The following is a 23,419-nucleotide window of genomic DNA, read 5'->3' as shown; positions in this document are numbered from 1 at the left end:
GGTCGACGACCCTGTGTCCCGCGCAACCAGCCCCCGCATCGTTACACGAACAAACTCAACACCGCCGCCACCACGAACCCGGCCACCGACAGCACACTCTCCAGCACCGTCCACGTCTTCAACGTGTCCCGCTCGCTGATCCCGAAGTACTTGGCGACGATCCAGAAGCCTCCGTCGTTGACGTGGGAGGCGAAGATGGAGCCGGCCGAGATGGCCATGATGACGAGGGCGGTGAAGGCCTGGGAGTGGCCGCCCTCGGTGAGGAGGGGGGCGACGATGCCGGCCGTGGTGACGATGGCGACCGTGGCCGAGCCCTGGGCGACGCGGAGGACCACCGAGATCAGGTAGGAGAGGACGATCACGGGGAGGCCGACGTCGTTGAAGGTGTCGGAGAGGGCCTGGGCGACGCCGCTGGCCTTGAGGACGGCGCCGAAGACACCGCCCGCGCCGACGACCAGGAGGATGTTGCCGACGGGCTTCAGGGAGGAAGTCGACACCGTCTCCAGGGACTTGCGGGACCAGCCGCGGCGGATGCCGAGGAGGTAGTAGGCGAGCAGCAGGGCGATCGTCAGGGCCACGAACGGGTTGCCGAAGAACTCGACCACCGAGCGGGTGGTGGAGGGGTCCAGGGCGATCGAGGAGAAGGTCGCCGCCAGGATCAGCACCAGCGGCGTGCCGATGATGCCTAGGACCGTGCCGAGCGGCACCGGCTTCTCCTGCGGCTCGACCCCGACGGCACGCTGCTCGTTGATGACCGCCAGCTTCGCCTCGGCCGCCGCCTCGACCATGTCCTGCGGGACCGGGATGAAGATGCGACGGCCGATCCACGCCGAGAACGCCCAGGCCGCGAACACGGCCGGGATGCCGCACACGATGCCCATGAGGATGACCCAGCCGAGGTCCACGTGGAGCAGTCCGGCCGCGGCCACCGGGCCCGGGTGCGGGGGCAGAAAGGCGTGCGTCATCGACAGGCCGGCCAGCAGCGGCAGGCAGTAGAGCAGGATGGACTTCCCGGAGCGCTTGGCCGCGGCGTACACGATCGGCGCGAGGACGAAGATGCCGACGTCGAAGAAGACCGGGATGCCGAAGATGAGGCCGGTGAGGCCCATGGCGAGGGGGGCGCGCTTCTCACCGAAGAGGTTGAGGAGACGGGACGCCAGCACCTCCGCGCCGCCGCTCACTTCGAGGATCGCGCCGAGCATCGTGCCCAGGCCGATGATGATCGCGACATGGCCGAGGATGCCGCCCATGCCGGACTCGATGGTCGACACGGCGTCGCTTCGCTGGACGGTGCCGAAGAGTTCGGTGACCGAGAGGCCGGCCATGAGGCCGACGGCTATGGAGACCGCGAGGAGCGCCACGAAGGGCTGGATACGCGCCTTGATGATCAGGAACAGGAGCAGGGCGATGCCGATGGCGGCGACCGTCAGCAGTCCCGCCGTACCGTCGACGAGGAGGAGCAGGCCTCCGGTGTGGGGCGGGGTTTCGGCGGCGGGGGCGGATGCGGCGAGCGGATGGGACATACGGGGGTCCTCTTCGTAAATGCATAGAGCTTTCGGGCAGGGGGGATCGCGGTACGGCGTCCCGGGGGGTGGGAGACGCCGTACCGGTTACGGCATGCGGGAGTTGAGGGGGAGTCAGCCGAGTACGGCGAGCGCGTCGATCTCGACGAGGAGGCCCGCGGGCAGACCGACGTAGACCGTGGTCCGGGCGGCGGGCGGCTGGGTGAGGCCCTGCGCCTCGAAGTAGGCGTTGTAGATCTCGTTCATCTCGGCGAAGTGGGCGACGTCCGTCAGATAGACGCGGATCATCATCACATCGTCCCAGGAGGCGCCGCCCTCCTCCAGGATCGCCTTGACGTTGGCGAGGGTCTGGAGGGTCTGCTCGCGCAGGGTGGGACCGGCGGGCGTCGGGGGCTTGCCCTCTTCCGCGGGCAGGAAGCCGACCTGGCCCGCGACCTGGAGGATGTTCCCCTTCTTCACGCCGTGCGAGAACTTGGCGGGCGGAGTGGTGTGGGTCTTCGGGGTGAGTGCGATCTTCTCGGTCATACGGGTTCCTTGCTGTCCTCGGTCATACGGAGTTCTTCGCTGAGGTTCTGCCGGAGTACTCGCCGCTGATGTCGTCCGCCGTACGGCGCACCAGCGGGAGCAGGGTGAGGAGTTCGTCGGCGGTGACGACGACGTTCGGCGCCGAGACCGACATCGCGGCGACGACCCGGCCGTCGGCGCCGCGGATCGGTGCGGCGACGCAGTTGATGGACTCCTCGTGGCCGCCGAGGTCGGTGGCCCAGCCCTGTTCGCGCACCTTGTCCAACTCCCGCAGGAAGGCGAGGGCGTTGGGGGTGGAACGGGCCGTGTACATGGGGTAGTCGAGCTTGTCGGCGAGGGCCCGGCGTTCGGGCTCGGGCAGGTCGGCGAGCAGCAGCTTGGCGACGGCGGCGACGGTGATGGCGACCGGCTTGCCGATTCGGGAGTACATCCGCACCGGGTACCGGCTCTCGACCTTGTCGATGTAGAGCACCTCGTCCTCCTCGTACACCGCCAGGTGCACGGTGTGGCCGCACTGTTCGTTGAGGCGTACGAGGTGGGGGTGGGCGATCTCGCGGATGTCGAGGTTCTCCATCGCCTCCTGGGCAAGCGCGATGAGACGGGCGCCGAGACGGTAGCGCTGGTCGGACTGGCGGTAGACCATGCCGTGCTCGTGCAGGGTGCGCAGGAGGCGGAGCGCCGTGGACTTGTGGACGCCGAGGCGGTCGGCGACCTGGCCGAGGTCGGCGGGGCCCTCGGCGAGCAGCGGCAGGATGCTGAGCGCTCGGTCGACGGTCTGGCTCATGGCGTACGTACCTCCTCGTCGGCCCTGTGAGCGGCTTGCGTCCAGCCGGGGCCGAGTCGAAGTTTCTCCCACCCGGCGTCGTCGAGGGCGACCAGGCGGTCGGCGTGGTCGCGGGAGGGGGGCGGGGCGAGGTCGCCGGGGGCGGTGAGGGTGGCTGCGGCCCAGAGGTGGGCTTGGCGGAGGCGGGCCTTTACGGGCAGGCCGCGGAGGGTGGCGGAGAGGAAGCCGGCGGCGAAGGCGTCGCCGGCGCCGACCGTTGCCACGGGAGTGACGTGGAGCGCGGGTTCGAAAGTTGTCGTCGGCTGTGTGGCGCCCGGGGTTGGGGTGGGCCGGGGGCGGGTCGCGCAGCCCGGCGTCGGCGGGGTGCCTCCCCCAGAGGGGGTACCCCCAGCGCCCACCCGTGCCGCCCCAGCGGCACGACTGCCCGCAGGCTGCGCGGGTCGGCCGTCGGCAGGCTGCACGGGTCGGCCACCCGCAGGCTGCGTAGGTCGCCCGCTCGCAGGCCGCGCAGACCGGCCGCCCGCAGGCTGCACGGATCCGCCACCCCCAGGCTGCGCGAGTCGGCCACCCGCGCCTTGCGGCTGGCGGCTGTCGGCCGACCCAAGGGGCGCGGGGAACTGCGCGACCAGCCCACTGCGACCCGCAGCCGACACGAATGCCGTAGCCCCCACTCCTCCGTGCTTCACCACCAGCACCCCCGGCTCCGGCAGCAGCCCCCGGATCGCCTCCGGCCCGCCGGCGACTCCCCAGGCCTCCTCGGCCTCGTCCACGCCCACAAACACGATGTCCGCCCCGCGCGCCAGCTCCAGCAGCACAGCCGGGCCGTCCGCGTCCCGCCACAGTCCGGGCCGGTAGTTGACGTCGAACGAGACCAGCGGACGCCCCGCCCCCGGCCCCGTCAGCTCCCGCATCAACCCCAGGCACCCCTCCGACAACGCCGCGGTGATCCCCGACAGATGCAGCACCCGCCCCGCCCGCACCGCCTCCAGGTCCACGTTCTCGACAGACATCGCCGACGCCGCCGACCCCGCCCGGTAGTACGCCACCTCATGCGCATCCGTCCCCCGGTCCCCCGCCGTGCGGAAGTACACCCCCGTCGGACGCACCGGATCCCGGCGGACGGCCGAGACGTCGACGCCGTACTCCCCGATCGCCTCCACCAGATGGTCGCCGAACCCGTCCGCGCCGACCCGGCTGACCCACCGCACCGCATGCCCCGCGGCAGCGAGCCCGCACACGACGTTCGACTCGGCGCCCCCGATCCCCCGCTCGAACGACGGCACATCGGCGAGGCGCCCCGGGCGTGAGGGAAGGAACGTGACCATGGACTCGCCGAGCGCGACGACGTCCACGACGTCGGGGGCATTGCAGGGTCCGGTGACAGTCACGATCGTCGTAGCTCCTCGGCGTTTTCGCGGGACGCGGTTCCGTTGACCCCGCGTTGGCCGAGATGTTAGACAGCGGTAAGCGACATACGCAATGAGCGTTGCAGTTAGTGCAACTGCCCAGATCAGGGAGGCTCCATGCCAGCCGACAGCCCCTCCGAAGCCCTCGCCCGCCTCGCAGAGGACCGCGTCGACCACCGCTTCAAGGGCCTCCCCCGGACGCCGACGGCCTGACCGTCGCCGAACTGGCCGCCCAGCGCCGCAACCTCTTCGCCGGCGGCTTCGCCACGCCCGTCCTCGCGCTCTCCGCCGAGCGCCTGGAGCACAACCTCGACCTCATGGAGACGTACGCCGCCCGCCACGGCCTCGCCTTCGCCCCGCACGGCAAGACCACCATGGCCCCCCAGCTGTTCCAGCGGCAGATCGAGCACGGCGCGTGGGGCATCACGCTCGCGGTGCCGCACCAGGTGCGGGTCGCGCGGGCGTACGGCGTCCAGCGGGTCTTCCTCGCGAACGAACTGGTGGACCCGGCCGCCCTGCGCTGGATCGCCGGTGAGCTGGCCGCCGATCCGGACTTCCGTCTCATCTGTTACGTCGACTCCGTGCGTGGCGTGGAGCTCATGGACGCGGCCCTGCGGGACGCCGGGTCCGCCCGTCCGCTGGACGTCGTCGTCGAGCTGGCGGCCGGGGACGGGGCCCGTACCGGCGTGCGTACGGAGGCCGAGTGCGCGGCGGTCGCGGACGCGGTGGCGGGCGCGTCCACGCTGCGGCTCGTCGGGGTCGCGGGGTACGAGGGCGAGGTGCCGCAGGCCGATCCCGAGCGCGTGCACGCGTGGCTACGGCGGCTGGTCGCTCTCGCCGTCGAGTTCGACAAGGCGGGGCGGTTCGCGGGGCTGGACGAGATCGTCGTCAGCGCGGGCGGCAGCGCGTGGTTCGACGCGGTGGCGGACGTGTTCGCCGAGATCCCCGGACTCTCCCTGCCCGTACTGAAGTTGCTGCGCTCGGGCGCGTACGTCTCGCACGACGACGGCCACTACCGCAAGCTGACCCCGTTCAACCGGGTCCCGGAGGAGGGCGCCCTGGAACCCGCCTTCCGCCTCTGGGCCCAGGTCGTCTCCCGCCCCTCCCCCGACCAGGCGTTCGTCAACGCGGGCAAGCGGGACGCGGCGTACGACCTCGATCTGCCGTTCGCCCAGGTGGTCCGCCGGGACGGCGCCGAGCGCCCGGCCACCGGCATCTCGGTGACCGCCCTGTCCGACCAGCACGCGTGGCTGCGGACGACCGAGGAGGCGGACCTGGAGGTCGGGGACTGGCTCGGCATGGGGCTGTCCCACCCGTGCACGTCGTTCGACAAGTGGCAGCTGATCCCGGTCGCGGAGGCGGACGGGACCGTCGTCGACTACATCCGCACGTTCTTCTAGGAGGTGGCGGTCGTGGAAGAGCTCGTGATCCGTGACGCGGAGGTCGTCGACGGCAGCGGCGGTCCGTCCTACCGCGCCGATGTGGTCGTGGACGGCGGCCGGATCGTGTCGATCGTCCAGGAGGCGGCCGCGGCCGGCTGCCAACGGCCGAAGGCGCGGCGCGAGTTGGACGCCGAGGGCCTGGCCCTCTCCCCCGGCTTCATCGACATGCACGCCCACAGCGACCTGGCGCTGCTGCGCGACCCCGACCACAGCGCGAAGGCCGCACAGGGGGTCACCCTCGAAGTCATCGGCCAGGACGGGCTGTCGTACGCCCCGGTCGACGACCGTACGCTCGCCGAGGTCCGCCGCGCGATCACCGGCTGGAACGGCTCCGGCGACGACATCGACTTCGACTGGCGGACGGTGGGCGAGTACCTCGACCGACTGGACCGTGGTATCGCCGTGAACGCGGCCTACCTCATCCCCCAGGGAACGGTCCGCGCGCTCGCCGTCGGCTGGGAGGACCGGGAGGCGACGCCGGACGAACTCGACCGCATGCGGCAGTTGGTCGCGGAGGGCATGGAACAGGGCGCGGTCGGCATGTCGTCCGGGCTGACGTACACGCCGGGCATGTACGCCAAGGACGCCGAGCTGACGGAGCTGTGCCGGGTGGTGGCGTCGTACGGCGGCTACTACTGCCCGCACCACCGCTCGTACGGGGCCGGGGCCCTGGAGGCGTACGCGGAGATGGTGGCCCTGACGAGGGAGGCTGGCTGCTCCCTCCACCTCGCCCACGCCACCATGAACTTCGGCGTGAACAAGGGCCGCGCGCCCGAGCTGCTGTCCCTGCTGGACGAGGCCCTGGCAGCCGGCGCCGACATCACTCTCGACACCTACCCCTACACCCCCGGCTGCACCACCCTCGTCGCCATGCTGCCCAGTTGGGCGAGCGAGGGCGGCCCCGAGGCGATCCTGGCCCGTCTGGCGGACGAGGAGACGGCCGAGCGCATCCGGCATCACATGGAGGTCGTCGGCGCGGACGGCTGCCACGGCGTTCCCATCGAGTGGGACACGATCGAGATCTCGGGCGTGAGTGACGCGACCTTGGCGGATTTCGTCGGCCGTACGATCCAGGAGTCGGCGAGCGCACGAGGCGAGGCCCCCTGGGTGACCGCGCGGGGTCTGCTCCTGAAGGACCGACTCGGCTCGACGATCCTCCAGCACGTCGGCCACGAGGAGAACGTGCGGACGATCATGCGGCACCGCGTCCACACGGGCGGTTCGGACGGCATCCTGCAGGGCGCGAAGCCGCATCCGAGGGCGTACGGCACGTTCCCGCACTATCTCGGCCGGTACGTACGGGAGTTGAGGGTCCTGTCCCTGGAGGAGTGCGTGGCCCATCTGACCGGCCGCCCCGCAGCCCGGCTGCGACTGCCGGACCGCGGGCTGGTCCGCGAGGGCTACCGGGCGGACCTCGTGCTGTTCGACCCGGAGACGGTAGCGGCGGGCTCCACGTTCACGGAGCCGCGCACGCTACCGACGGGCATCCCGCACGTCCTCATCGACGGCCGTTTCGTGATCGAGGACGGCCGCCGGACGGACGTACTGGCGGGACGAGCGATCCGCAGAACCGCGTAGCCGATTGGCCGGTTACGGCTTGGGCAGGACGCATCCGCTCGCGCTCAGGTCGAGCTTGTTGTCGACGCCGAAGCAGGCGGGGATCTGGTAGGTCTGCTGGGCGTAGTTGATGCCCTGGCGGACGGTGACGTTGCCGCTCTCGTCGACCTCGCACGGGTTGTTGACCGTGCAGCGCTGGCCGTCCTCGTTGCCGGTGTTGTTGACGGCGACGACCTGCTTGGTGGCCTGGTCGATGACGGGGGAGCCGGAGGTGCCGCCGATGGTGTTGCAGGCGGACGTGTAGCGGACCGAGTCCTTGAAGGTCCAGTCGCCTTCCTTGAGGCGGTACGCGAACCCGTCGATGTTGCAGTTGTACAGCCGCTTCCAGTAGCCGGAGGCGACGGTGATGGCGGTACCGGCGACCGGGTGGGTGTCGGCCACGGTGAGCGCGTTGATGCCGTACCTGCTCTTGATCTGCGCGTAGGTGCTGGTGAGCTGATAGATCGACACGTCCGTGTCGGTCATCGTCCCGTAGGCGATCTTGCTGGCGCGCAGCGTGCCGACCCGGGAGCCGGACGAGTTGAGCAGTCCGAAGGTGCGGCTGGAGGCCCGGTCGACGACGACCTCACCGGGCCCCGGCATGCCGGTCTCCAGACAGTGGCCGTTGGACATCACCAGCGCCGGGTCGTTGTCCTCCGAGTCCGAGAAGCGGACGACGGAGCCGGAACAGTTGCTGAGAGAGACGGTGCCCGCGAAGTCGACGGCCTGAACAGTGGGGTTCAGGGTCCGGCTCAGGCTCTCCGTGGTGGACGTGACGGCGTCTCGCACGGTCGACAGAGCCGTCTCCGTGTCCACGCTGTCCACGCTCTTGCCGAACGAGCCGGCCGTGTCCACGGGAGCCGCGATCGCGGGAGCGGCACCGGCCCCGGCTATCGCCAGGGCGAGGAGGGCGGCGCCGAGAGGTTTTCTCATGTGGGGGTCCCCTCATACGAAGAGGGGTGACCGAAGGATTTCCGGTCACCCGCGTTTTTGTCATGCGCATTCTCACGCAGGAGGGGGGTGCGGACAAGGACTTACCTACCGGCGAGTTCAGGCCGTAGGGCTTTCCCTATCACGGTGGGACGGGGGTGTTGGGAGAGCGGCGCAGGACGTTCACGGGAGGGGGGTGAGATCACCACAGTCGGCACACCCGGGACTCACGCGCCTTGGGAGGCCTCCTCGTCCGCTTCATCCGCGGAGTCGATGTCGAGCCGGCGAAGACCGACCTCGTCCGGGCAGTCACCAAGCGCTTCACCTCCTGAGCGCTAGCCCCACCCGCCGGGCCTTCAACCCGGCTTCTTGGTGTTGCCCTGGCCCTGTCCGGGCTTGTCGTTCGAGTTGCCCGGCGCGTCGGGGGTCGCGGTGGGCGTGGAGGGAGGCGGGGTCGCGCTGGTGGTGGTCGGGTCGGGCGAGGGGGTCTTGTCGTCGGAGTCGGAGCTGGAGCCGGTGCCGGAGCTGGAGTCGGAGTCCGAGTCGGCGTCGTCGGACGCGGACGGGCTCGTGGCGGTGCTCGGGGAGGTGCTGCGCGACGGCTCGGTTTCGTCGGACGGGCGGGCACCGGCCGAGGTGCCACCGAAGGGCTCCGTCGGTACGGCCAGGTCCCCGGCCGTCGGGCTCGTCCGGTCGTCCTTGGTCTGCGCGCTGCCCTCCGAGGAGGACCCGGACATGGCGAAGCCGGCTATCAACGCCGCCACCGACACCACCCCCGCCGCGCCGGCGGCCACTGCGACGCGCCCCGAACGCCAGATGCTGGGCTGATGCCGGCCTCGGTGACTGCGGCGGCCGCCGCGTCCCGCGTCATGGCCGTCGCCGTGGCCGTCGCCGTAGTCGTAGTCGTAGCCGTTCTCGTAGACGTAGTCGTAGCCACCGCTTGCACCGGAGCCACCACCGGCACCGGATGCGGCGCCGGCACCGCGGCGCTCAGGGACACCATCCACCCCGTCGACCACCGGAGGCAGCTCGGTCGTCTCGTCGTACGCGTTCTGCCATCCATGGGCGGCCGCGGGGTCGGCGTACGCCTCGTAGACCGGGGACGGCTCGGCCTGGGGGTGGTACACGTTCGGCGTCGCCTCGGGCACGTCGGCCGGCTGGATCCCGCCATGGGTGCCGTACGCACCGGGGGTACCGTGCGCGGTATTCGCCCCGTACGTTCCGTTTTCGTGCTCCGGCGGCCTGGACATGACCGCGCATTGTAGAGACGGGAGTGGCCCGTGGGACAGCTACCGGCGATAACGGCGCAAACCACCGCGTCTCACGTGTCGGAAAACACGGTCCAAGGGGCGTTACCGGGCCGTAAGCTCCTTGACATGCAGGTGATCCAGTCGACCAAGCTCGCCAACGTCTGTTACGAGATCCGGGGCCCGGTGCTCGAGGAGGCGATGCGGCTCGAGTCGGCGGGGCATCGGATCCTCAAGCTGAACACCGGCAATCCGGCCGCGTTCGGCTTCGAGTGTCCGCCCGAGATCCTGGAGGACATCCTCCGGAACGTGTCCACGGCGCACGGGTACGGCGACGCGAAGGGGCTGCTCGCCGCGCGCCGGGCCGTCGTCATGCACAACCAGACCCTCGGCATCGAGACCGACGTCGAGCACGTCTTCATCGGCAACGGCGTCTCCGAGCTCATCGTCATGGCGATGCAGGGGCTGCTCGACGACGGGGACGAGGTGCTGGTCCCGGCTCCCGACTACCCCCTGTGGACCGCCGCCGTGTCCCTGTCCGGCGGCACCGCCGTGCACTACCGGTGCGACGAGCAGTCCGACTGGATGCCCGACCTCGCCGACATCGAGCGCAAGGTCACCGACCGCACCAAGGCCCTCGTCATCATCAACCCCAACAACCCGACGGGGGCCGTGTACGACGAGGCCATGCTCCGCGGGCTGACGGACATCGCCCGGCGGCACAACCTCCTCGTCTGCTCCGACGAGATCTACGACAAGATCCTCTACGACGGCGCCACGCACACCCCGACCGCCGCCATCGCCTCCGACCTGCTCACCCTCACCTTCAACGGCATGTCGAAGGCGTACCGCGTCGCCGGGTACCGGGTGGGCTGGATGTCGATCTCCGGCCCCCGCGCCCACGCCGACTCCTACATCGAGGGCCTCACCATCCTCGCGAACATGCGGCTGTGCGCGAACATGCCCGGTCAGCACGGGGTCGTGGCCGCGCTCAGCGGCCGGCAGTCCATCAACGACCTGGTGCTGCCCGGGGGGCGACTGAGGGAACAGATGGATGTCGCGTACGAGCTGCTGACGCAGATCCCCGGCGTGACATGCGTACGGCCGAAGGGGGCGCTGTATCTCTTCCCGCGCCTCGACCCCAAGGTCTTCAAGATCAAGGACGACCGGCAGATGGTCCTGGACCTGCTGCGGCGCGAGAAGATCATGGTCGTCCAGGGCTCGGGCTTCAACTGGCCGGAGTCGGATCACTTCCGGGTGGTGACCTTGCCGACGGTCACGGATCTGCGGGACGCGGTGGGGCGGATCGGGCGGTTCCTGGACGGATACAGCCAGCCGTAGATCTTTTGCGTTCACTCAACTTTAGACGGAATCTAAGCTAGGATGGCTTCCTGACAGCACAGGAGGCCATCCATGTACGAACCGATCCGCACCAAGTCGGTCCACAGCACGATGGCCGGCACCACCTCCGACTTTCCGCACCGCTCCCGCGAGGAGGAGCTGGACATCCAGCTCGCGGGGCACCTCGCGGCGCTGCTGGCCGTCACGGACGAGCTGCGCGCGGCGGCGCCCTCCGCCGACCTGGATGAGGCGACCGAACGGCTCGCCGCCCAGGTGAGCCGGTTGCGGGGTGGGATGACGCCGGCCCGCATGTCCGCGGCGCCCTCCGGCACCGACTTCCCCGCCCTGCACCAGCGGGCCCACGCCCTCGCGGGCCGCGCGCTGGTCGTCGCCGCGTCGCGGGCGGACACCGCGGCCGCGATCCTCGCCGCCGAGCGAATGGACGCGCATGCCGCTGCGCTGGCCGAGCCGCAGGAACTGACCGGCGTTGGCTGACCCCCCTGAACGGCCCCGGTCCGCGTGCACCCGCAGCGACGCGCGGACCGGGTTGCCATAGTTTGTTGTTTCGCGGCTGACGGTTGTCTGTGGCTAGTCGCGCCCACGCGGCGGAGCCGCATATCGACACGGTCCCGCGCCCCTGACGGGGCGCTCCACTCCACCCGTGTTGTACCGGGACCGGTATGACACCTCCCGTTCACCCCTCCCGGCGGGGAACGTTGGATTCCGCGAGCACTCTCCGCGGTGTGAGACGTATCGCAGGGATCGTCCTCGCGGTGCTGCTGATCGGTGGCGTGGTGGCCGCCGTCGTCGCAGGCCGCAGCGATGAGGACACGGGCACGGCAACGAAGACCGTGCGCACGGTGATCGGATCGGAGAAGGCGGAGTTCTTCGCCGATCCCGACGTGGTGAAGGCCCTCGCCGCCAAGGGCTACACCGTGAAGGCCGAGACCTCCGGGTCATGGGCCATGGAGGGGCTCGACCTCGAGGGGTACGACCTCGCGCTGCCGTCGAGTCAGGCGCCGGCCGTCGAGCTGGCCACGAAGTACAAGGTGACGGGGACACTGCCCCGGCCCTTCTACTCGCCCCTCGTCGTAGTGGCGCACAAGAACGCCGCCGAGGTGCTCGCGGCGAACGGGCTCGCCACGCTGGACGAGGCCCACCGGGGCACGCTGAAGATGGCCGCCTATCTCGACGCCGCCCGCGCCGACCGCACCTGGCAGCAGCTCAAGGGGGCGGCGAAGTACGGGGAGTTGACGGGCACGCTCTATCTGTCCAGCACCGACCCCGAGATCTCCAACTCCGGCGCCCTCTACCTCGCGGCCGCCTCCTACGTCGCCAACGGCGGCAAGGTCGTCGCCACCGACGCCGAGGTCGATCGCACCGCGCCGCTGCTGCACAAGCTGGTCAGCGTGCAGGGCGCCCAGCAGTCCGGCAGTGACGCCGCGTTCCGGGACTTCGTCAGCGGCGCCGGCAATCCGCTCGTCGTGGTCTACGAGTCGCAGGTCGCCTCGCTGCTGGCGGACGGGCAGAAGCCCGACGACCTGGTCGTGCTCTACCCGGACAGCACGGTCAACAGCGACCACACCGTCGTACCGCTCACCGAGAACGGCAAGGCGGTCGCCGAACTCCTTTCCTCGGACCCGAAGTTGCGCGCGCTGGAAGCCCGGCACGGTTTCCGCCCGCAGGGCGAGGCCACCGAGTTCGCCGCCGGCACCACCTATCTCAGGCAGGAACTGACCGGCGTCCGCCAGGCGCCCGTGCCCACCGCCGAGGTGCTGCACGAGCTGGCGCGACGGGCGCGCGGATAAGGGGGACCCATTCACATGACCAGCAGTGACGACACCTTCGTCCTCACTCCGCCCGACCCCGTGGCCTCCGTGCCGCGCGAGAAGGCCGGCGGACTCGTCCCGGTCGACGACACCGTCCGTACCGACATGGCCGAGAAGGCCTCCGCCTACGTCGAGGGACTCGCCGCCCTCGACGCCCGCTCCCCCGAGTTCGCCGGCAAGGTCGGTGAGATCACCGCCCTCGGCGCCGGGGAGATGCGGACGGCGGCCGCGCAGTCCAACCGGATGCTGGAGCGGACCGTCCGGAGCCTGCCGGACAAGGGCGGGGACGCCCAGTCGCAGGTCGCGGGCTCGCTCGTGGAACTCCGGCGGGTGGTGGAGGACCTGGACCCGCGGGACCTGCCCGCCGCCAAGGGGCGCAAGTTCCTTTCCCGGCTTCCCGGTGGCAACAAGCTGCGCGATCACGTCGCCAAGTACGCCTCCGCGCAGGGGACCCTCAACAAGATCGTGGGGTCGCTGCGGGGCGGGCAGGACGAGCTGCGGCGCGACAATGCCGCTCTGCAGACCGAGCGGGTGCGGCTGTGGGAGACCATGGGCAAGCTCCAGGAGTACATCGTGCTGACGGAGGCCCTGGACACCGCCGTCGAGCAGCACATCGCCGGGGTCGACGCGAGCGATCCACAGCAGGCGGACTCCCTGCGGGCCGACGTCCTCTTCCCCGTCCGGCGGAAGCACCAGGACCTGCTCACCCAACTCGCGGTGTGCGCGCAGGGCTACCTCGCCATGGACGTCGTACGGCGCAACAACGAGGAGCTGATCAAGGGCGTCGACCGGGCCGCGACCACGACCGTCTCGGCGCTGCGCATCTCGGTGATGCTGGCGTCCGCCCTCGACAACCAGAAGAAGGTCGTCGAGCAGGTCAACGCCCTGCGCGGGACGACCGAGGACCTCATCCGGGGCAACGCCGAGATGCTGGCGACCCAGAGCGGGGAGATCCAGCGCATCGCCGCCGACCCGGCGGTGGGGGCGGAGACCCTCCGCGGCGCCTTCCAGCAGATCTACCGCACCCTCGACGCCATCGACACCTACAAGGTCCAGGCGACCGAGGCGATGGCGACGACCGTCGAGAACCTGACCGCCGAACTCCAACACGCGAGCGCCTACTTGGAGCGCAGCCGTGCGCAGGGCGCTCTGGAAGGGGGCGGGCTCGGATGAGACACCCTCAAGGCCGACGTCTGCTCGCCCCCGCGCTCGCCGCCCTGGCCCTGCTGACCGCCTGCACCTCACAGCAGAAGGCCGCCGACGACCCGAACGCCCCGCGACCCGGCACCCTCCGCGTCCTCGCCTCCAGCGAGCTCGGCGACATGACCCCGGTCCTCGACCGGATCGCCGACGACACCGGCATCGAGGTCCGGCCCACCTACATGGGCACCCTCGACGCCGTGGAGCTGCTGGCGAAGGGCAAGGCGGACGGGCAGTACGACGCGCTGTGGCTGTCCTCCAACGACTATCTGCGGCTGAGGCCGGAAGCGGCGAAGAAGGTCGTGTCGGAGACGCCCGTCATGTCGAGCCCCGTCGCCATCGGCGTCAGGTCCGCGAGCCTCGGCAAGCTGGGCTGGAAGCCGGACGACGTCACCTGGTCGCAGATCGAGCAGGCAGTCCAGGACGGCAGCCTCACCTACGGCATGACCGACCCGGCCCGCTCCAACTCCGGCTTCGCCACCCTCGTTTCGGTGGCCTCGGCCCTCTCCGGCGCGCAGTCCGCGCTCACGGACGCCGACGTCACCAAGGCCACGCCTCGCCTGAAGGAGTTCTTCAAGGGGCAGAGGCTGACCTCGGGGTCGTCGGGCTGGCTGGCGACGGCGTACAAGCGCCGCGGGAACGTCGACGCCCTGCTCAACTACGAGTCCGTCCTCAAGGGTATCCCGGGCCTGACCGTGATCCGCCCCAAGGACGGCGTCGTCACCGCCGACTACCCGCTCTCCTCGCTCGCGTCGACGAACGCCGCGACCCGCGAGGACGTCCGCCGCGTCACCGAGGCACTGCGCACCGAGGACGTCCAGCGGCTGATCACCGAGCACACCCATCGCCGCCCGGTCGTCGCCTCCGTCCCGCCCGCGCCCGGCCTCGACAGCAGCCGGCGGCGCGAACTGCCCTTCCCGGGCAGCCGGTCGGTCGCCGACGGGCTGCTCGACTCGTACGAGAACGAGCTGCGCCGCCCGTCCAGGACGGTCTACGTCCTCGACACTTCCGGCTCCATGGAGGGCGACCGCCTGGAGCAGCTGAAGCAGGCGCTCACCGACCTCACCGGCGACTTCCGCGAGCGCGAGGAGGTCGCGCTGATGCCGTTCGGGTCGGAGGTGAAGAGCGTGCGCACGCATGTCGTGGAGCCGGCCGACCCGAAGGCCGGGCTGGCGGGGATCCGCAAGGACACCGAAGCACTCTCCGCCGACGGCGACACCGCGATCTACACCTCGCTGGAGAAGGCGTACGAGCATCTGGGCGCCGGACGGTCCCAGGACGCGTTCACGTCGGTCGTGCTGATGACGGACGGTGAGAACACCACCGGCGCCGAGGCGGCTGACTTCGACGCCTTCTACGCCGGGCTCGACCGCGACCGGCGGGAGACGCCCGTCTTCCCCATCCTCTTCGGCGACTCCGACCGGTCCGAGCTGGAGCACATCGCCGAGCTGACCGGCGGCCGCCTCTTCGACGCCCAGGAGGGCTCGCTGGACGGCGCCTTCGAGGAGATCCGTGGCTACCAATAGGACGGCTGCGAGCAAGGCAGTGGCGTATCTGGAGTCCCGCAAGAACCTCGCGGGGAGCGCCTGCGGGCTGGTCGGCCTCGTGCTGACCTTCACGGGGGTGGCGGGCCCGTACTGGCCCGTCGTGGTCGCGGGACTGTACGGCGCGGGCGCGCTGATCGCCCCGCCGGAGCGGCCCGCGTTGCCCGACTTCCCGGACCCGTCGGCCCAGCTCGACGAGGTGCGGGGCGACTTCGAGAAGCTGCGCGGCTATCTGGCGGACGTCGAGCTGTCGGTCACGGCCGCCGCGCGGCTGCGGGAACTCACCGAGCTGCTGGCCGCGTTGCTCGACCGCGGCTGGGTCGCCGAGCTGCTCGCGCACGATCCGGAGGGCGTGCACGTGCTCTCCCGGATCGTGCGGCGCGACCTTCTCGAGGCCGTCGACAGCTTCGTGCGGACGCGGTGGTGGACGCGGATGGCCCCGGGCACGGAGTCTCCCGAGCTGCATCTGGAGCGTCAGCTCGGTCTGCTGAAGAAGGACGCCGAGCGGCTGGCGGCGGGCCTGCGCGAGACGGAGGCCCGCCGCCAGGAGTCCCACACCCGGTACCTGGAGGACCGGGGCGGGACCGGCGGCGGCCTTACCGCCTGACGTACACCGTCGCCGATGCGGACGACCCGGTGTGCAGGTCGTCGCCCGGCCAGCTGACCGTGTAGTCCGCGTCGCCCCGGGTGCGCGGCAGGTCGTTGATCGTGAACGTGCCGTCGGCGCCGACCGTCACCGACGACAGCGTGCCGGTGCCGAGCCGGTCGGTCCGGGTGACCTTGAGGACCGCCCGGTCCGGCAGCGCCTTGCCCTGGGCGGTGAAGGTGCCGGTGATCTCGACGCCCGTGCTCAGCGAGCCCTCCTCGGGTGCGGTGAGCGCGATCGAGGTGGGCGCCTTGCCGACGTTCACCGTGGTGGTGACGTCCTCGGCGGGGCGGTGGGTCAGGTCGCCGAGGTAGGAGACGGTGTAGGTGGCGTCGCCGACGAGGTCGGGCTCGTCGAGGACGGTGAACGTGCCGTCGGCCTTGACGGTGAAAGTGCCCAGGTCGTGGGTGCCGGTGGCGTCGGTGCGGGTCGCCTTGACCTTCAGGGGCTCGGTGGGCGCCGGGCCGTCCTGCTCCAGCTTGCCCCGCACGGCCAGCGGCTCGCCGGCGACGGCCTGGGCGGGGCTGTGTGTGAGGCCGCCGGTGAAGCGGGCGTCGTACTGGACGGCCGGGGGCTGGATGACGTGCAGCCAGTACTGGTTGCCGGCCGCGTTGGTGGTCACCGCGAAGAGACGGGAGCCGTCCGCCGACCACTCCAGGCCGCGCGGGGCGACCCGGTCGCCGTCGAGGCTGCCCTCGAAGGCGAACTCCAGCGGGGTGGTGGCGTCGGCCGGGTCGGCGGGCTGGACCAGCAGGTCCGGCGTAGAGCCGGTGGCCGAGGCGCCGCGCGCGATGTACTTGCCGTCGCCGCCGAAGGCGACCGCGCTGGCCAACGCCCCGGCGGGCAGGGCCTGGTAGCCGTCGGCCGCGTCGGACAGGTCGGTGGTGTTCAGCAGCCGGGTCCCGGCGGTCGCGTCGGCGACGGCGACCTTGCTGCCGTCCGCGGAGAACGCCATGTCCTTCAGGTTCAGGGCGCCCTTGCCGTCGGCGTCGGCGAACCGGCGGGCCGCATTGCGCACGAGGGTGCCGCCGCTGGTGTCGTACACCGTCAGGAACGGGTTGCCTGCCTGCGCGTTGAGCGGCTGGCCCATCAGCATCCGGTCGCCCGGACCGGCCTCCAGCTGGAGCTTGCCGTAGTCCTGCCAGTTGGTGCGCGGCGCCGTGTTGGTGGCGGGGACGTAGGAGTCCAGGTAGGTCAGCGTCGTGTCGCACTGCGACGTGTAGTACGAGTACGGCGTGGTGTGGTACACCGTGCCGCCGGAGAAGGCGAGGCTGCGGCCGCAGGTGTCGGTGGAGACGTACAGGCCGTTCGAGGTGTAGGTGCTGGTGTCGTAGCGCCAGATCACCTCGCGTCCGCCGACGTAGAGCGTGGATCCGTCGGCGTTCAGGGCCAGTCCGGAGATGTGCTGCTGGGTGCTGATCGTGGTGATCCGCTCGCCCTGGAAGTTGTAGACGACGATGAGGCCGCTGTTGGAGTAGCTGCCCATGTTGCTGTCGGCGACGTAGACCCGCTGGTGCGCGGAGTCCACCGCCATCGCCGAGTACGACGAGATCGGCAGCTTGGCCACCGCGTCGGAGGCCGCCGCGTGGGCCGCGGGTGCGGCGGCGACGGTCAGGCCGGTCCCGGCGAGTGCGGCGGCCAGCAGCGTGGCCGCGAGACGTCTGGGACGGTGTGCGCCATCAAGGCGTGCAGTATTCAACTGTGCCCCCCACAGGCTGAATTGAGCGGTCACTGGGATCAGTGACGCCCCTGTGGAGACCATGTAACAGCCATGAAGATCCTGCGATCAAGGCGGCGCGACCGCACAAACGAACGACATACAGGCGAGGGCCTGTCGCCGCGCGCTTCCGTCGGGGCGGACGGGAACGCGGCGACAGGCCCACAGCCCCGCACGCCGTTGTACGGAACCTCGCCGGTCTGTGGTGCGGTCACCGCGGCCGGCCGTGACGATGTTGCTGGTCAGGGCACTCTCGGAGCCGGCCGCGGCGTCTTGGGGGGCTGGGTCAGCCCAGGCGCTGTACCAGGGCGCGGTACTCGTCCCACAGCTCCTTCGGCGTGTGCTCGCCGAAGGTGTTGAGGTGCTCGGGGACGAGCGCGGCCTCCTCGCGCCAGACCTCCTTGTCGACGGTGAGGAGGAAGTCCAGGTCGGCGTCCGACAGTTCGAGGCCGTTCGTGTCGAGGGCCTCCTTGGTCGGCAGGATGCCGATGGGGGTCTCGACGCCCTCGGCCTTGCCCTCCAGGCGCTCGACGATCCACTTCAGGACGCGGCTGTTCTCGCCGAAGCCGGGCCAGACGAACTTGCCCTCGTCGTTCTTGCGGAACCAGTTGACGTAGTAGATCTTCGGCAGCTTGGACTGGTCCTTGTCCTTGGCGACGTCGACCCAGTGGGCCATGTAGTCGCCCATGTTGTAGCCGCAGAAGGGCAGCATCGCGAACGGGTCGCGGCGCAGCTCGCCGACCTTGCCCTCGGCGGCGGCGGTCTTCTCGGAGGCCACGTTGGCGCCGAGGAACACGCCGTGGTTCCAGTCGAAGGACTCCGTCACCAGCGGTACGGCGGTGGCGCGGCGGCCGCCGAACAGGATCGCCGAGATCGGCACGCCCTTGGGGTCCTCCCACTCGGGCGCGATGATCGGGCACTGGGAGGCGGGGACGGTGAAGCGGGCGTTGGGGTGGGCGGCCGGGGTCTCGCTCTCCGGCGTCCAGTCGTTGCCCTTCCAGTCGGTGAGGTGGGCCGGGGTCTCCTCCGTCATGCCCTCCCACCAGATGTCGTTGTCGTCGGTCAGCGCGACGTTGGTGAAGACCGAGTTGCCCCACAGCGTCTTCATCGCGTTGGCGTTGGTGTGCTCACCGGTGCCGGGCGCGACGCCGAAGAAGCCGGCCTCGGGGTTGATGGCGTACAGGCGGCCGTCCTCGCCGAAGCGCATCCAGGCGATGTCGTCGCCGATGGTCTCGACGGTCCAGCCGGAGATCGTGGGCTCCAGCATGGCGAGGTTGGTCTTGCCGCAGGCGCTCGGGAAGGCGGCGGCAACGTACTTGGACTCGCCCTGCGGCGGGGTCAGCTTGAGGATCAGCATGTGCTCGGCGAGCCAGCCCTCGTCGCGGGCCATGACGGAGGCGATGCGCAGGGCGTAGCACTTCTTGCCGAGCAGGGCGTTGCCGCCGTAGCCGGAGCCGTAGGACCAGATCTCGCGGGTCTCCGGGAAGTGGGAGATGTACTTGGTCCGGTTGCACGGCCAGGGGACGTCCTCCTGGCCCTCCTCCAGCGGGGCGCCGACGGAGTGCACGGCCTTCACGAAGAAGCCGTCCTCACCGAGCTCGTCGAGGACGGCCTGGCCCATGCGGGTCATGGTGCGCATGGAGACGGCGACGTAGGCGGAGTCGGTGATCTCGACGCCGATCGCGGAGAGTTTCGAGCCGAGCGGACCCATGCAGAACGGGACGACGTACATGGTCCGGCCGCGCATCGAGCCGCGGAAGACGCCCTTCTCACCGGAGAAGACCTCACGCATCTCGGCGGGGTCCATCCAGTGGTTCGTGGGGCCCGCGTCCTCCTCCTTCTCGGAGCAGATGAAGGTCCGGTCCTCGACGCGCGCGACGTCGGTCGGGTCGGAGGCGGCGTAGTACGAGTTGGGGCGCTTGATCGGGTCGAGCTTCTTGAAGGTGCCCTTCGCGACGAGCTCCTCACACAGACGCTCGTACTCGGCCTCGGATCCGTCACACCAGACCACGCTGTCCGGCTGCGTCAGTTCGGCGATCTCGTTCACCCACGAGACCAGTTCGCGGTGGTTGGTGGGGACGACGGGGGGAGCCGCGATGTCGCGCGCCACGGTTGCTCCTAAGTGAGGGATTTCGGTCCTGATATGCCCTTGTATGCCCCGTGGGGGCCGCGACCCGGATGCTTCGCGGACTCAAGCCGTCTGGATCTTCCGCGCTCATCCGGTGCCGACCGCACTCATTTGATCATCCGACGCGTCCGCCCATATGTCCAGAGGGCGTCACAGGTGAGCGGCGTGAGCATCGCCACTCATCCCGATGTTTTCGATGCGTCACCACGGCTTCACCCCGGGTGCGCCCCTACCGAGTGCCCCGTGAGACGATGGCCACTTCCGGGTACCCATCTGGTCGCCCTGATACGTAACTTACGGTCCCGTAGGTACGCTTTCCCTTATGACTGCGCCCGTCCCCGACGCGCCCACGGACACGCCGGCCGCCGGCCGCGGTTCCGGCGCGCCTTCCTTGCCGCATCAGATCGCGCACCACGCCCAGCAGCTCTCCGAGGAGATCAAGCCCAGACTCCGGGGCTGGCTGCATCTGGGCATGTTCCCGGCCGTGCTCGTCGCGGGCATGGCACTGACCGCCCTCGCGGACTCCCCGCGGGGCCGTCTCGCCTGCGGGATCTACGCCCTCACGGCCTGCCTGCTGTTCGGCGTGAGCGCGCTGTACCACCGGGGCAACTGGAGCCCCCGGATGGACGGCATCCTGCGCCGACTGGATCACGCCAACATCTTCCTGATCATCGCGGGCACGTACACCCCGCTGACGATGCTGCTACTGCCGGGAGCCAAGGGGCAGTGGCTGCTGTGGGGCATCTGGGGGGCCGCGGCGGCGGGCATCGTCTTCCGCGTCTTCTGGGTCGGCGCCCCGCGCTGGCTCTACACCCCCTGCTACATCGCGATGGGCTGGGCGGCCGTCTTCTTCCTGCCGGACTTCATGCACACCGGCGGCGTCGCCGTGCTGGTCCTGGTGATCGTCGGCGGTGTCCTGTACAGCGCGGGCGGCGTGGTCTACGGCATCAAGCGCCCGAACCCGTCACCGCGCTGGTTCGGCTTCCACGAGGTCTTCCACTCCTTCACGCTGGCGGCCTTCATCGCGCACTACATCGGTATCTCGCTGGTGGCGTACCAGCACGCGTAACCCGCGCACCGCACGGAAGGGCCATGGCTCCGAGCCGTGGCCCTTTTTACATGCCGAAACCGATTGACCACCTCAATCGATTGACAGCCTCACCGATTGACAGTCCCTACATTTTGAGAGCTACTCCCATTTCATGGACACTCTCATATGACGATCCTGAACGTGGCGCTGCCGACGATGGCCGCCGATCTCGGAGCTGATGCTGCCCGCCGGACTGCTCGGCGACCGCTTCGGGCGGCTGCCGATGCGGATCACCGGGCTCGGGATCTTCCTCGCCGGGTCGCTGGTGGGCGCAATGGCCGGCGACGTGAACGAGGTTGGTCAGTCATCGGCGGCTGCTGAACCACTTCTGGTGGGGCTCGGTCTTCCTGGTCAACGTCCCGATGGCCGCGATCGGCATCGCCGCCTGCGTCTTCCTGCTCCCGGAGACGAAGGCCCCCGCCTCTCCGAAGGTCGACACCGTCTCCTCCGCGCTCACCGCGACCTGCCTCGGCGCGCTGGTCTACGCGATCATCGAGGCGCCCACGCGGGGCTGGGGCGACCCGCTGGTGCCGGCCGTGCTCGCAGGCTCGGTCGTCCTGATCGCCGCGCTGGTGCTGCGTGAACGGCGCGTCGAGCGGCCCATGCTCGACATTTCGTGCTGCCGCCGTACCTCCAGGCGGTCCTCGGCCACGACGCCCTCGGCACCGGGCGGTCTCCTGGTCGCCTTGCGGACGGCTCCGCCGGTCGTCGTCCGCTTCGGTGCGCGGGCCACGGTGAGCGCGGGCATGGTGTGGCTGGCCTTCGCCGCGCTCCTCGGCAGCCGTACGACGGTCGGCTCCGGCTACGGCTTCACCGCGCTGTGGCTCTCCCTCACCGGCCTCGGCTTCGGCTTCTCGCTCACCCCGGCGATGAACAACGCCCTCGGCGCCCTCCCCCGCGACCGCGCCGGCTGGGGGTCCCCCCACGCCTTCAAGGCAGTGGGGGAGGCTCCGGGCTCCTGATGACGCTGAGTCAGGTCGGCGGTGCGATCGGCATCGCGCTGCTCGGCAGCCGACGTCACCGGGCTGCCCGCGCAGGCCACGACGCCGGACATGGCTGTCGAGCAGGCCGATGCCCGACAATGACCCGCATGACACCCGCACGCCCCCTCCCCCTCGGCGACCGCCCCCAGCTGGGACTTCGTGAGCGGAAGAAGATCAAGACCCGGACGGCGATCCGCACCGCGACCTACGCCCTGATCAAGGAGCAGGGCTACGACGCCACCACGATCGAGCAGATCGCCGAGCGCGCCGAAGTGTCGCCGTCCACGGTCTTCCGGTACTTCCCGACGAAGGAGGACATCGTCCTCACGGACGAGTACGACCCCCTGATGCTTCAGGAGTTGCGCGCCCGGCCCGCCGGAGAGTCGTGGATGGACTCGGTGCGGCACGTGATGCACAAGGCCATCGACGCGATGATGGCGGAGAGCCCCGAGGTGATCAGGGTGCGGGCGCACCTCGCGGTCCAGGTCCCCGCCATCCGTTCCCGGATGGTCGAGAGCATGTCGGAGACCGGGCGCCTGCTCCGCGCGGCCCTCGCCGAGCGCTCCGGCCTGGCCCCGGACAGCCTCGAAGTGCGCGTCTACGCGATGTCCCTCGTCGGCGGCCTGATGGAGGCCAACATGTCCTGGGCGGAGAACGGCTTCGAGGACGACCTGCACGACATGGTGGACCGGGCCCTGGACGTCCTGGAGCACGGGCTCCCCACCGAAAAGCCCTGAGGCCGGAGCCACCTCCCGTGACATCCTGACCAGGTGAACGGTCCCGAGATCCACGTCGAGTTCGCCCCCGAGCTGGCCCTGTTCGTCCAGCGTGAGCTGCACCGGACGCTCGTCACCGACGGCGTCTCGTCCCTGGGCCACGTCGTCGAGTCGGCCGGCGTCCCGCTGACCGAGGTCGGCGCCCTGTGGGTCGACGGCCGCGAGGTACCGACGTCGTACGTCCCCGCGGCCGGCGACCGGGTGCAGATCCGGCCCGTCGAGCGGCCCCAGCGGGTGCCCGGCGCTCCCCTGCGCTTCCTCCTCGACGTCCATCTCGGCACCCTGGCCCGCCGCCTGCGCCTGCTCGGCGTGGACACGGCCTACGAGTCGACGGACATCGGCGACCCTGCGCTCGCCGCCCGCTCGGCCGCCGAGCAGCGCGTGATGCTGAGCCGGGACAGGGGACTGCTGCGCCGGCGTGAGCTGTGGGCCGGCGCGTTCGTCTACAGCACCCGGCCCGACGAGCAGCTCCGCGACGTGCTCGACCGGTTCCGGCCCGAACTGCGTCCCTGGACCCGCTGCACCGCCTGCAACGGCCTGCTCAAGGAGGCCACCAAGGAGGAGGTGGCGGACCAGCTGGAGGGCGGGACGCAGCGGTCGTACGACGTCTTCGCGCAATGCGGCCAGTGCGGGCGCGCGTACTGGAAGGGCGCGCACCACGAACAGCTGGTCGCCATCGTGGAGCGCGCCCTGGCCGACTACGCGAGCTGAG

At 70.4% G+C, this 23,419-nt stretch carries 18 protein-coding genes and 2 pseudogenes; 12 read left to right on the top strand and 8 right to left on the bottom strand.

Going from position 1 to position 23,419, the window contains the following annotated elements:
• Positions 1-41 precede the first annotated feature (41 nt).
• From ACQEV2_RS27250 to ACQEV2_RS27235, 4 genes are all read right to left on the bottom strand, one after another.
• Entirely contained in the window at positions 42-1,523 is a 1,482-nt protein-coding gene (locus ACQEV2_RS27250; protein WP_433046757.1) for a GntP family permease, read from the bottom strand.
• 114 nt (positions 1,524-1,637) lie between these two features.
• Positions 1,638-2,048 carry a RidA family protein gene (locus tag ACQEV2_RS27245; RefSeq protein WP_433046754.1) on the bottom strand — a complete coding sequence of 137 codons (411 nt, stop codon included), beginning with the start codon at positions 2,046-2,048 and terminating at the stop codon, positions 1,638-1,640.
• Positions 2,049-2,070: 22 nt separating this feature from the next.
• Positions 2,071-2,832 carry an IclR family transcriptional regulator gene (locus ACQEV2_RS27240; RefSeq protein WP_433046751.1) on the bottom strand — a complete coding sequence of 254 codons (762 nt, stop codon included), beginning with the start codon at positions 2,830-2,832 and terminating at the stop codon, positions 2,071-2,073.
• On the bottom strand, positions 2,829-4,157 hold the full coding sequence (locus tag ACQEV2_RS27235; RefSeq protein ID WP_433054809.1) for a PfkB family carbohydrate kinase: 1,329 nt from the start codon (positions 4,155-4,157) through the stop codon (positions 2,829-2,831). The genes ACQEV2_RS27240 and ACQEV2_RS27235 overlap by 4 nt, the downstream gene beginning before the upstream one ends.
• Before the next feature lie 198 nt (positions 4,158-4,355).
• Between ACQEV2_RS27235 and ACQEV2_RS27230 the strand changes: the two are divergent.
• Both ACQEV2_RS27230 and ACQEV2_RS27225 read left to right on the top strand, forming a co-directional pair.
• Positions 4,356-5,638, top strand: a pseudogene (locus tag ACQEV2_RS27230) (amino acid deaminase).
• Positions 5,639-5,650: 12 nt separating this feature from the next.
• A complete protein-coding gene (locus tag ACQEV2_RS27225) occupies positions 5,651-7,258 on the top strand; it encodes an N-acyl-D-amino-acid deacylase family protein (protein ID WP_433046748.1) in 1,608 nt (535 codons plus the stop codon).
• Between the two features lie 12 nt (positions 7,259-7,270).
• Here the strand turns inward: ACQEV2_RS27225 and ACQEV2_RS27220 are convergent, their stop codons facing one another.
• Positions 7,271-8,209 carry a trypsin-like peptidase domain-containing protein gene (locus ACQEV2_RS27220; protein WP_433046745.1) on the bottom strand — a complete coding sequence of 313 codons (939 nt, stop codon included), beginning with the start codon at positions 8,207-8,209 and terminating at the stop codon, positions 7,271-7,273.
• Positions 8,210-8,562: 353 nt separating this feature from the next.
• The gene (locus tag ACQEV2_RS27215) at positions 8,563-9,456 is read right to left on the bottom strand and encodes a hypothetical protein (RefSeq protein WP_433046742.1); all 894 of its coding nucleotides are present in this window, start codon (positions 9,454-9,456) and stop codon (positions 8,563-8,565) included.
• 126 nt (positions 9,457-9,582) lie between these two features.
• Here ACQEV2_RS27215 and ACQEV2_RS27210 point away from each other — a divergent pair, with 126 nt between their 5' ends.
• The 6 genes from ACQEV2_RS27210 (at position 9,583) to ACQEV2_RS27185 (ending at position 15,974) form a co-directional block, all read left to right on the top strand.
• On the top strand, positions 9,583-10,794 hold the full coding sequence (locus ACQEV2_RS27210; RefSeq protein ID WP_433046739.1) for a pyridoxal phosphate-dependent aminotransferase: 1,212 nt from the start codon (positions 9,583-9,585) through the stop codon (positions 10,792-10,794).
• A 72-nt stretch (positions 10,795-10,866) separates the two neighbouring features.
• Positions 10,867-11,289, top strand: coding sequence for a hypothetical protein (locus tag ACQEV2_RS27205; RefSeq protein WP_433046736.1), 423 nt, complete (start codon positions 10,867-10,869; stop codon positions 11,287-11,289).
• A gap of 248 nt (positions 11,290-11,537) precedes the next feature.
• Entirely contained in the window at positions 11,538-12,602 is a 1,065-nt protein-coding gene (locus tag ACQEV2_RS27200; RefSeq protein ID WP_433046733.1) for a hypothetical protein, read from the top strand.
• 15 nt (positions 12,603-12,617) lie between these two features.
• Positions 12,618-13,796, top strand: a complete 1,179-nt coding sequence (locus ACQEV2_RS27195; protein WP_433046730.1) for a toxic anion resistance protein — start codon at positions 12,618-12,620, stop codon at positions 13,794-13,796.
• Positions 13,793-15,349, top strand: a complete 1,557-nt coding sequence (locus ACQEV2_RS27190; RefSeq protein ID WP_433046728.1) for a substrate-binding and vWA domain-containing protein — start codon at positions 13,793-13,795, stop codon at positions 15,347-15,349. Before ACQEV2_RS27195 ends, ACQEV2_RS27190 begins: the two co-directional genes overlap by 4 nt.
• Before the next feature lie 19 nt (positions 15,350-15,368).
• Entirely contained in the window at positions 15,369-15,974 is a 606-nt protein-coding gene (locus ACQEV2_RS27185) for a hypothetical protein (protein ID WP_433054806.1), read from the top strand.
• On the opposite strand, the gene ACQEV2_RS27180 is transcribed toward ACQEV2_RS27185, so the two are convergent.
• Together ACQEV2_RS27180 and ACQEV2_RS27175 are read right to left on the bottom strand one after the other, a co-directional pair.
• Positions 15,964-17,712 carry an Ig-like domain repeat protein gene (locus ACQEV2_RS27180; protein ID WP_433046725.1) on the bottom strand — a complete coding sequence of 583 codons (1,749 nt, stop codon included), beginning with the start codon at positions 17,710-17,712 and terminating at the stop codon, positions 15,964-15,966. The two genes, ACQEV2_RS27185 and ACQEV2_RS27180, sit on opposite strands and share 11 nt — an antisense overlap.
• Positions 17,713-18,016: 304 nt before the next feature.
• A complete protein-coding gene (locus tag ACQEV2_RS27175) occupies positions 18,017-19,840 on the bottom strand; it encodes a phosphoenolpyruvate carboxykinase (GTP) (RefSeq protein ID WP_433046722.1) in 1,824 nt (607 codons plus the stop codon).
• Positions 19,841-20,180: 340 nt separating this feature from the next.
• On the opposite strand from ACQEV2_RS27175, the gene trhA reads away from it, so the two are divergent.
• The 4 genes and pseudogenes from trhA (at position 20,181) to ACQEV2_RS27155 (ending at position 23,418) form a co-directional block, all read left to right on the top strand.
• Entirely contained in the window at positions 20,181-20,927 is a 747-nt protein-coding gene (trhA, locus tag ACQEV2_RS27170) for a PAQR family membrane homeostasis protein TrhA (protein WP_433046719.1), read from the top strand.
• Between the two features lie 147 nt (positions 20,928-21,074).
• Positions 21,075-21,960 (top strand): annotated as a pseudogene (locus tag ACQEV2_RS27165) (MFS transporter); the annotation flags it as partial.
• Between the two features lie 78 nt (positions 21,961-22,038).
• A complete protein-coding gene (locus ACQEV2_RS27160; RefSeq protein WP_433054803.1) occupies positions 22,039-22,668 on the top strand; it encodes a TetR/AcrR family transcriptional regulator in 630 nt (209 codons plus the stop codon).
• Positions 22,669-22,701: 33 nt separating this feature from the next.
• Positions 22,702-23,418 carry a Mut7-C RNAse domain-containing protein gene (locus ACQEV2_RS27155; RefSeq protein ID WP_433046716.1) on the top strand — a complete coding sequence of 239 codons (717 nt, stop codon included), beginning with the start codon at positions 22,702-22,704 and terminating at the stop codon, positions 23,416-23,418.
• Position 23,419: the final 1 nt, after the last annotated feature.

It is taken from the genome of Streptomyces sp. CA-251387, assembly GCF_050936625.1.
In the GTDB taxonomy this organism is placed as follows: Bacteria; Actinomycetota; Actinomycetes; order Streptomycetales; family Streptomycetaceae; genus Streptomyces.
This window is presented reverse-complemented; position numbering and strand designations above follow the sequence as displayed.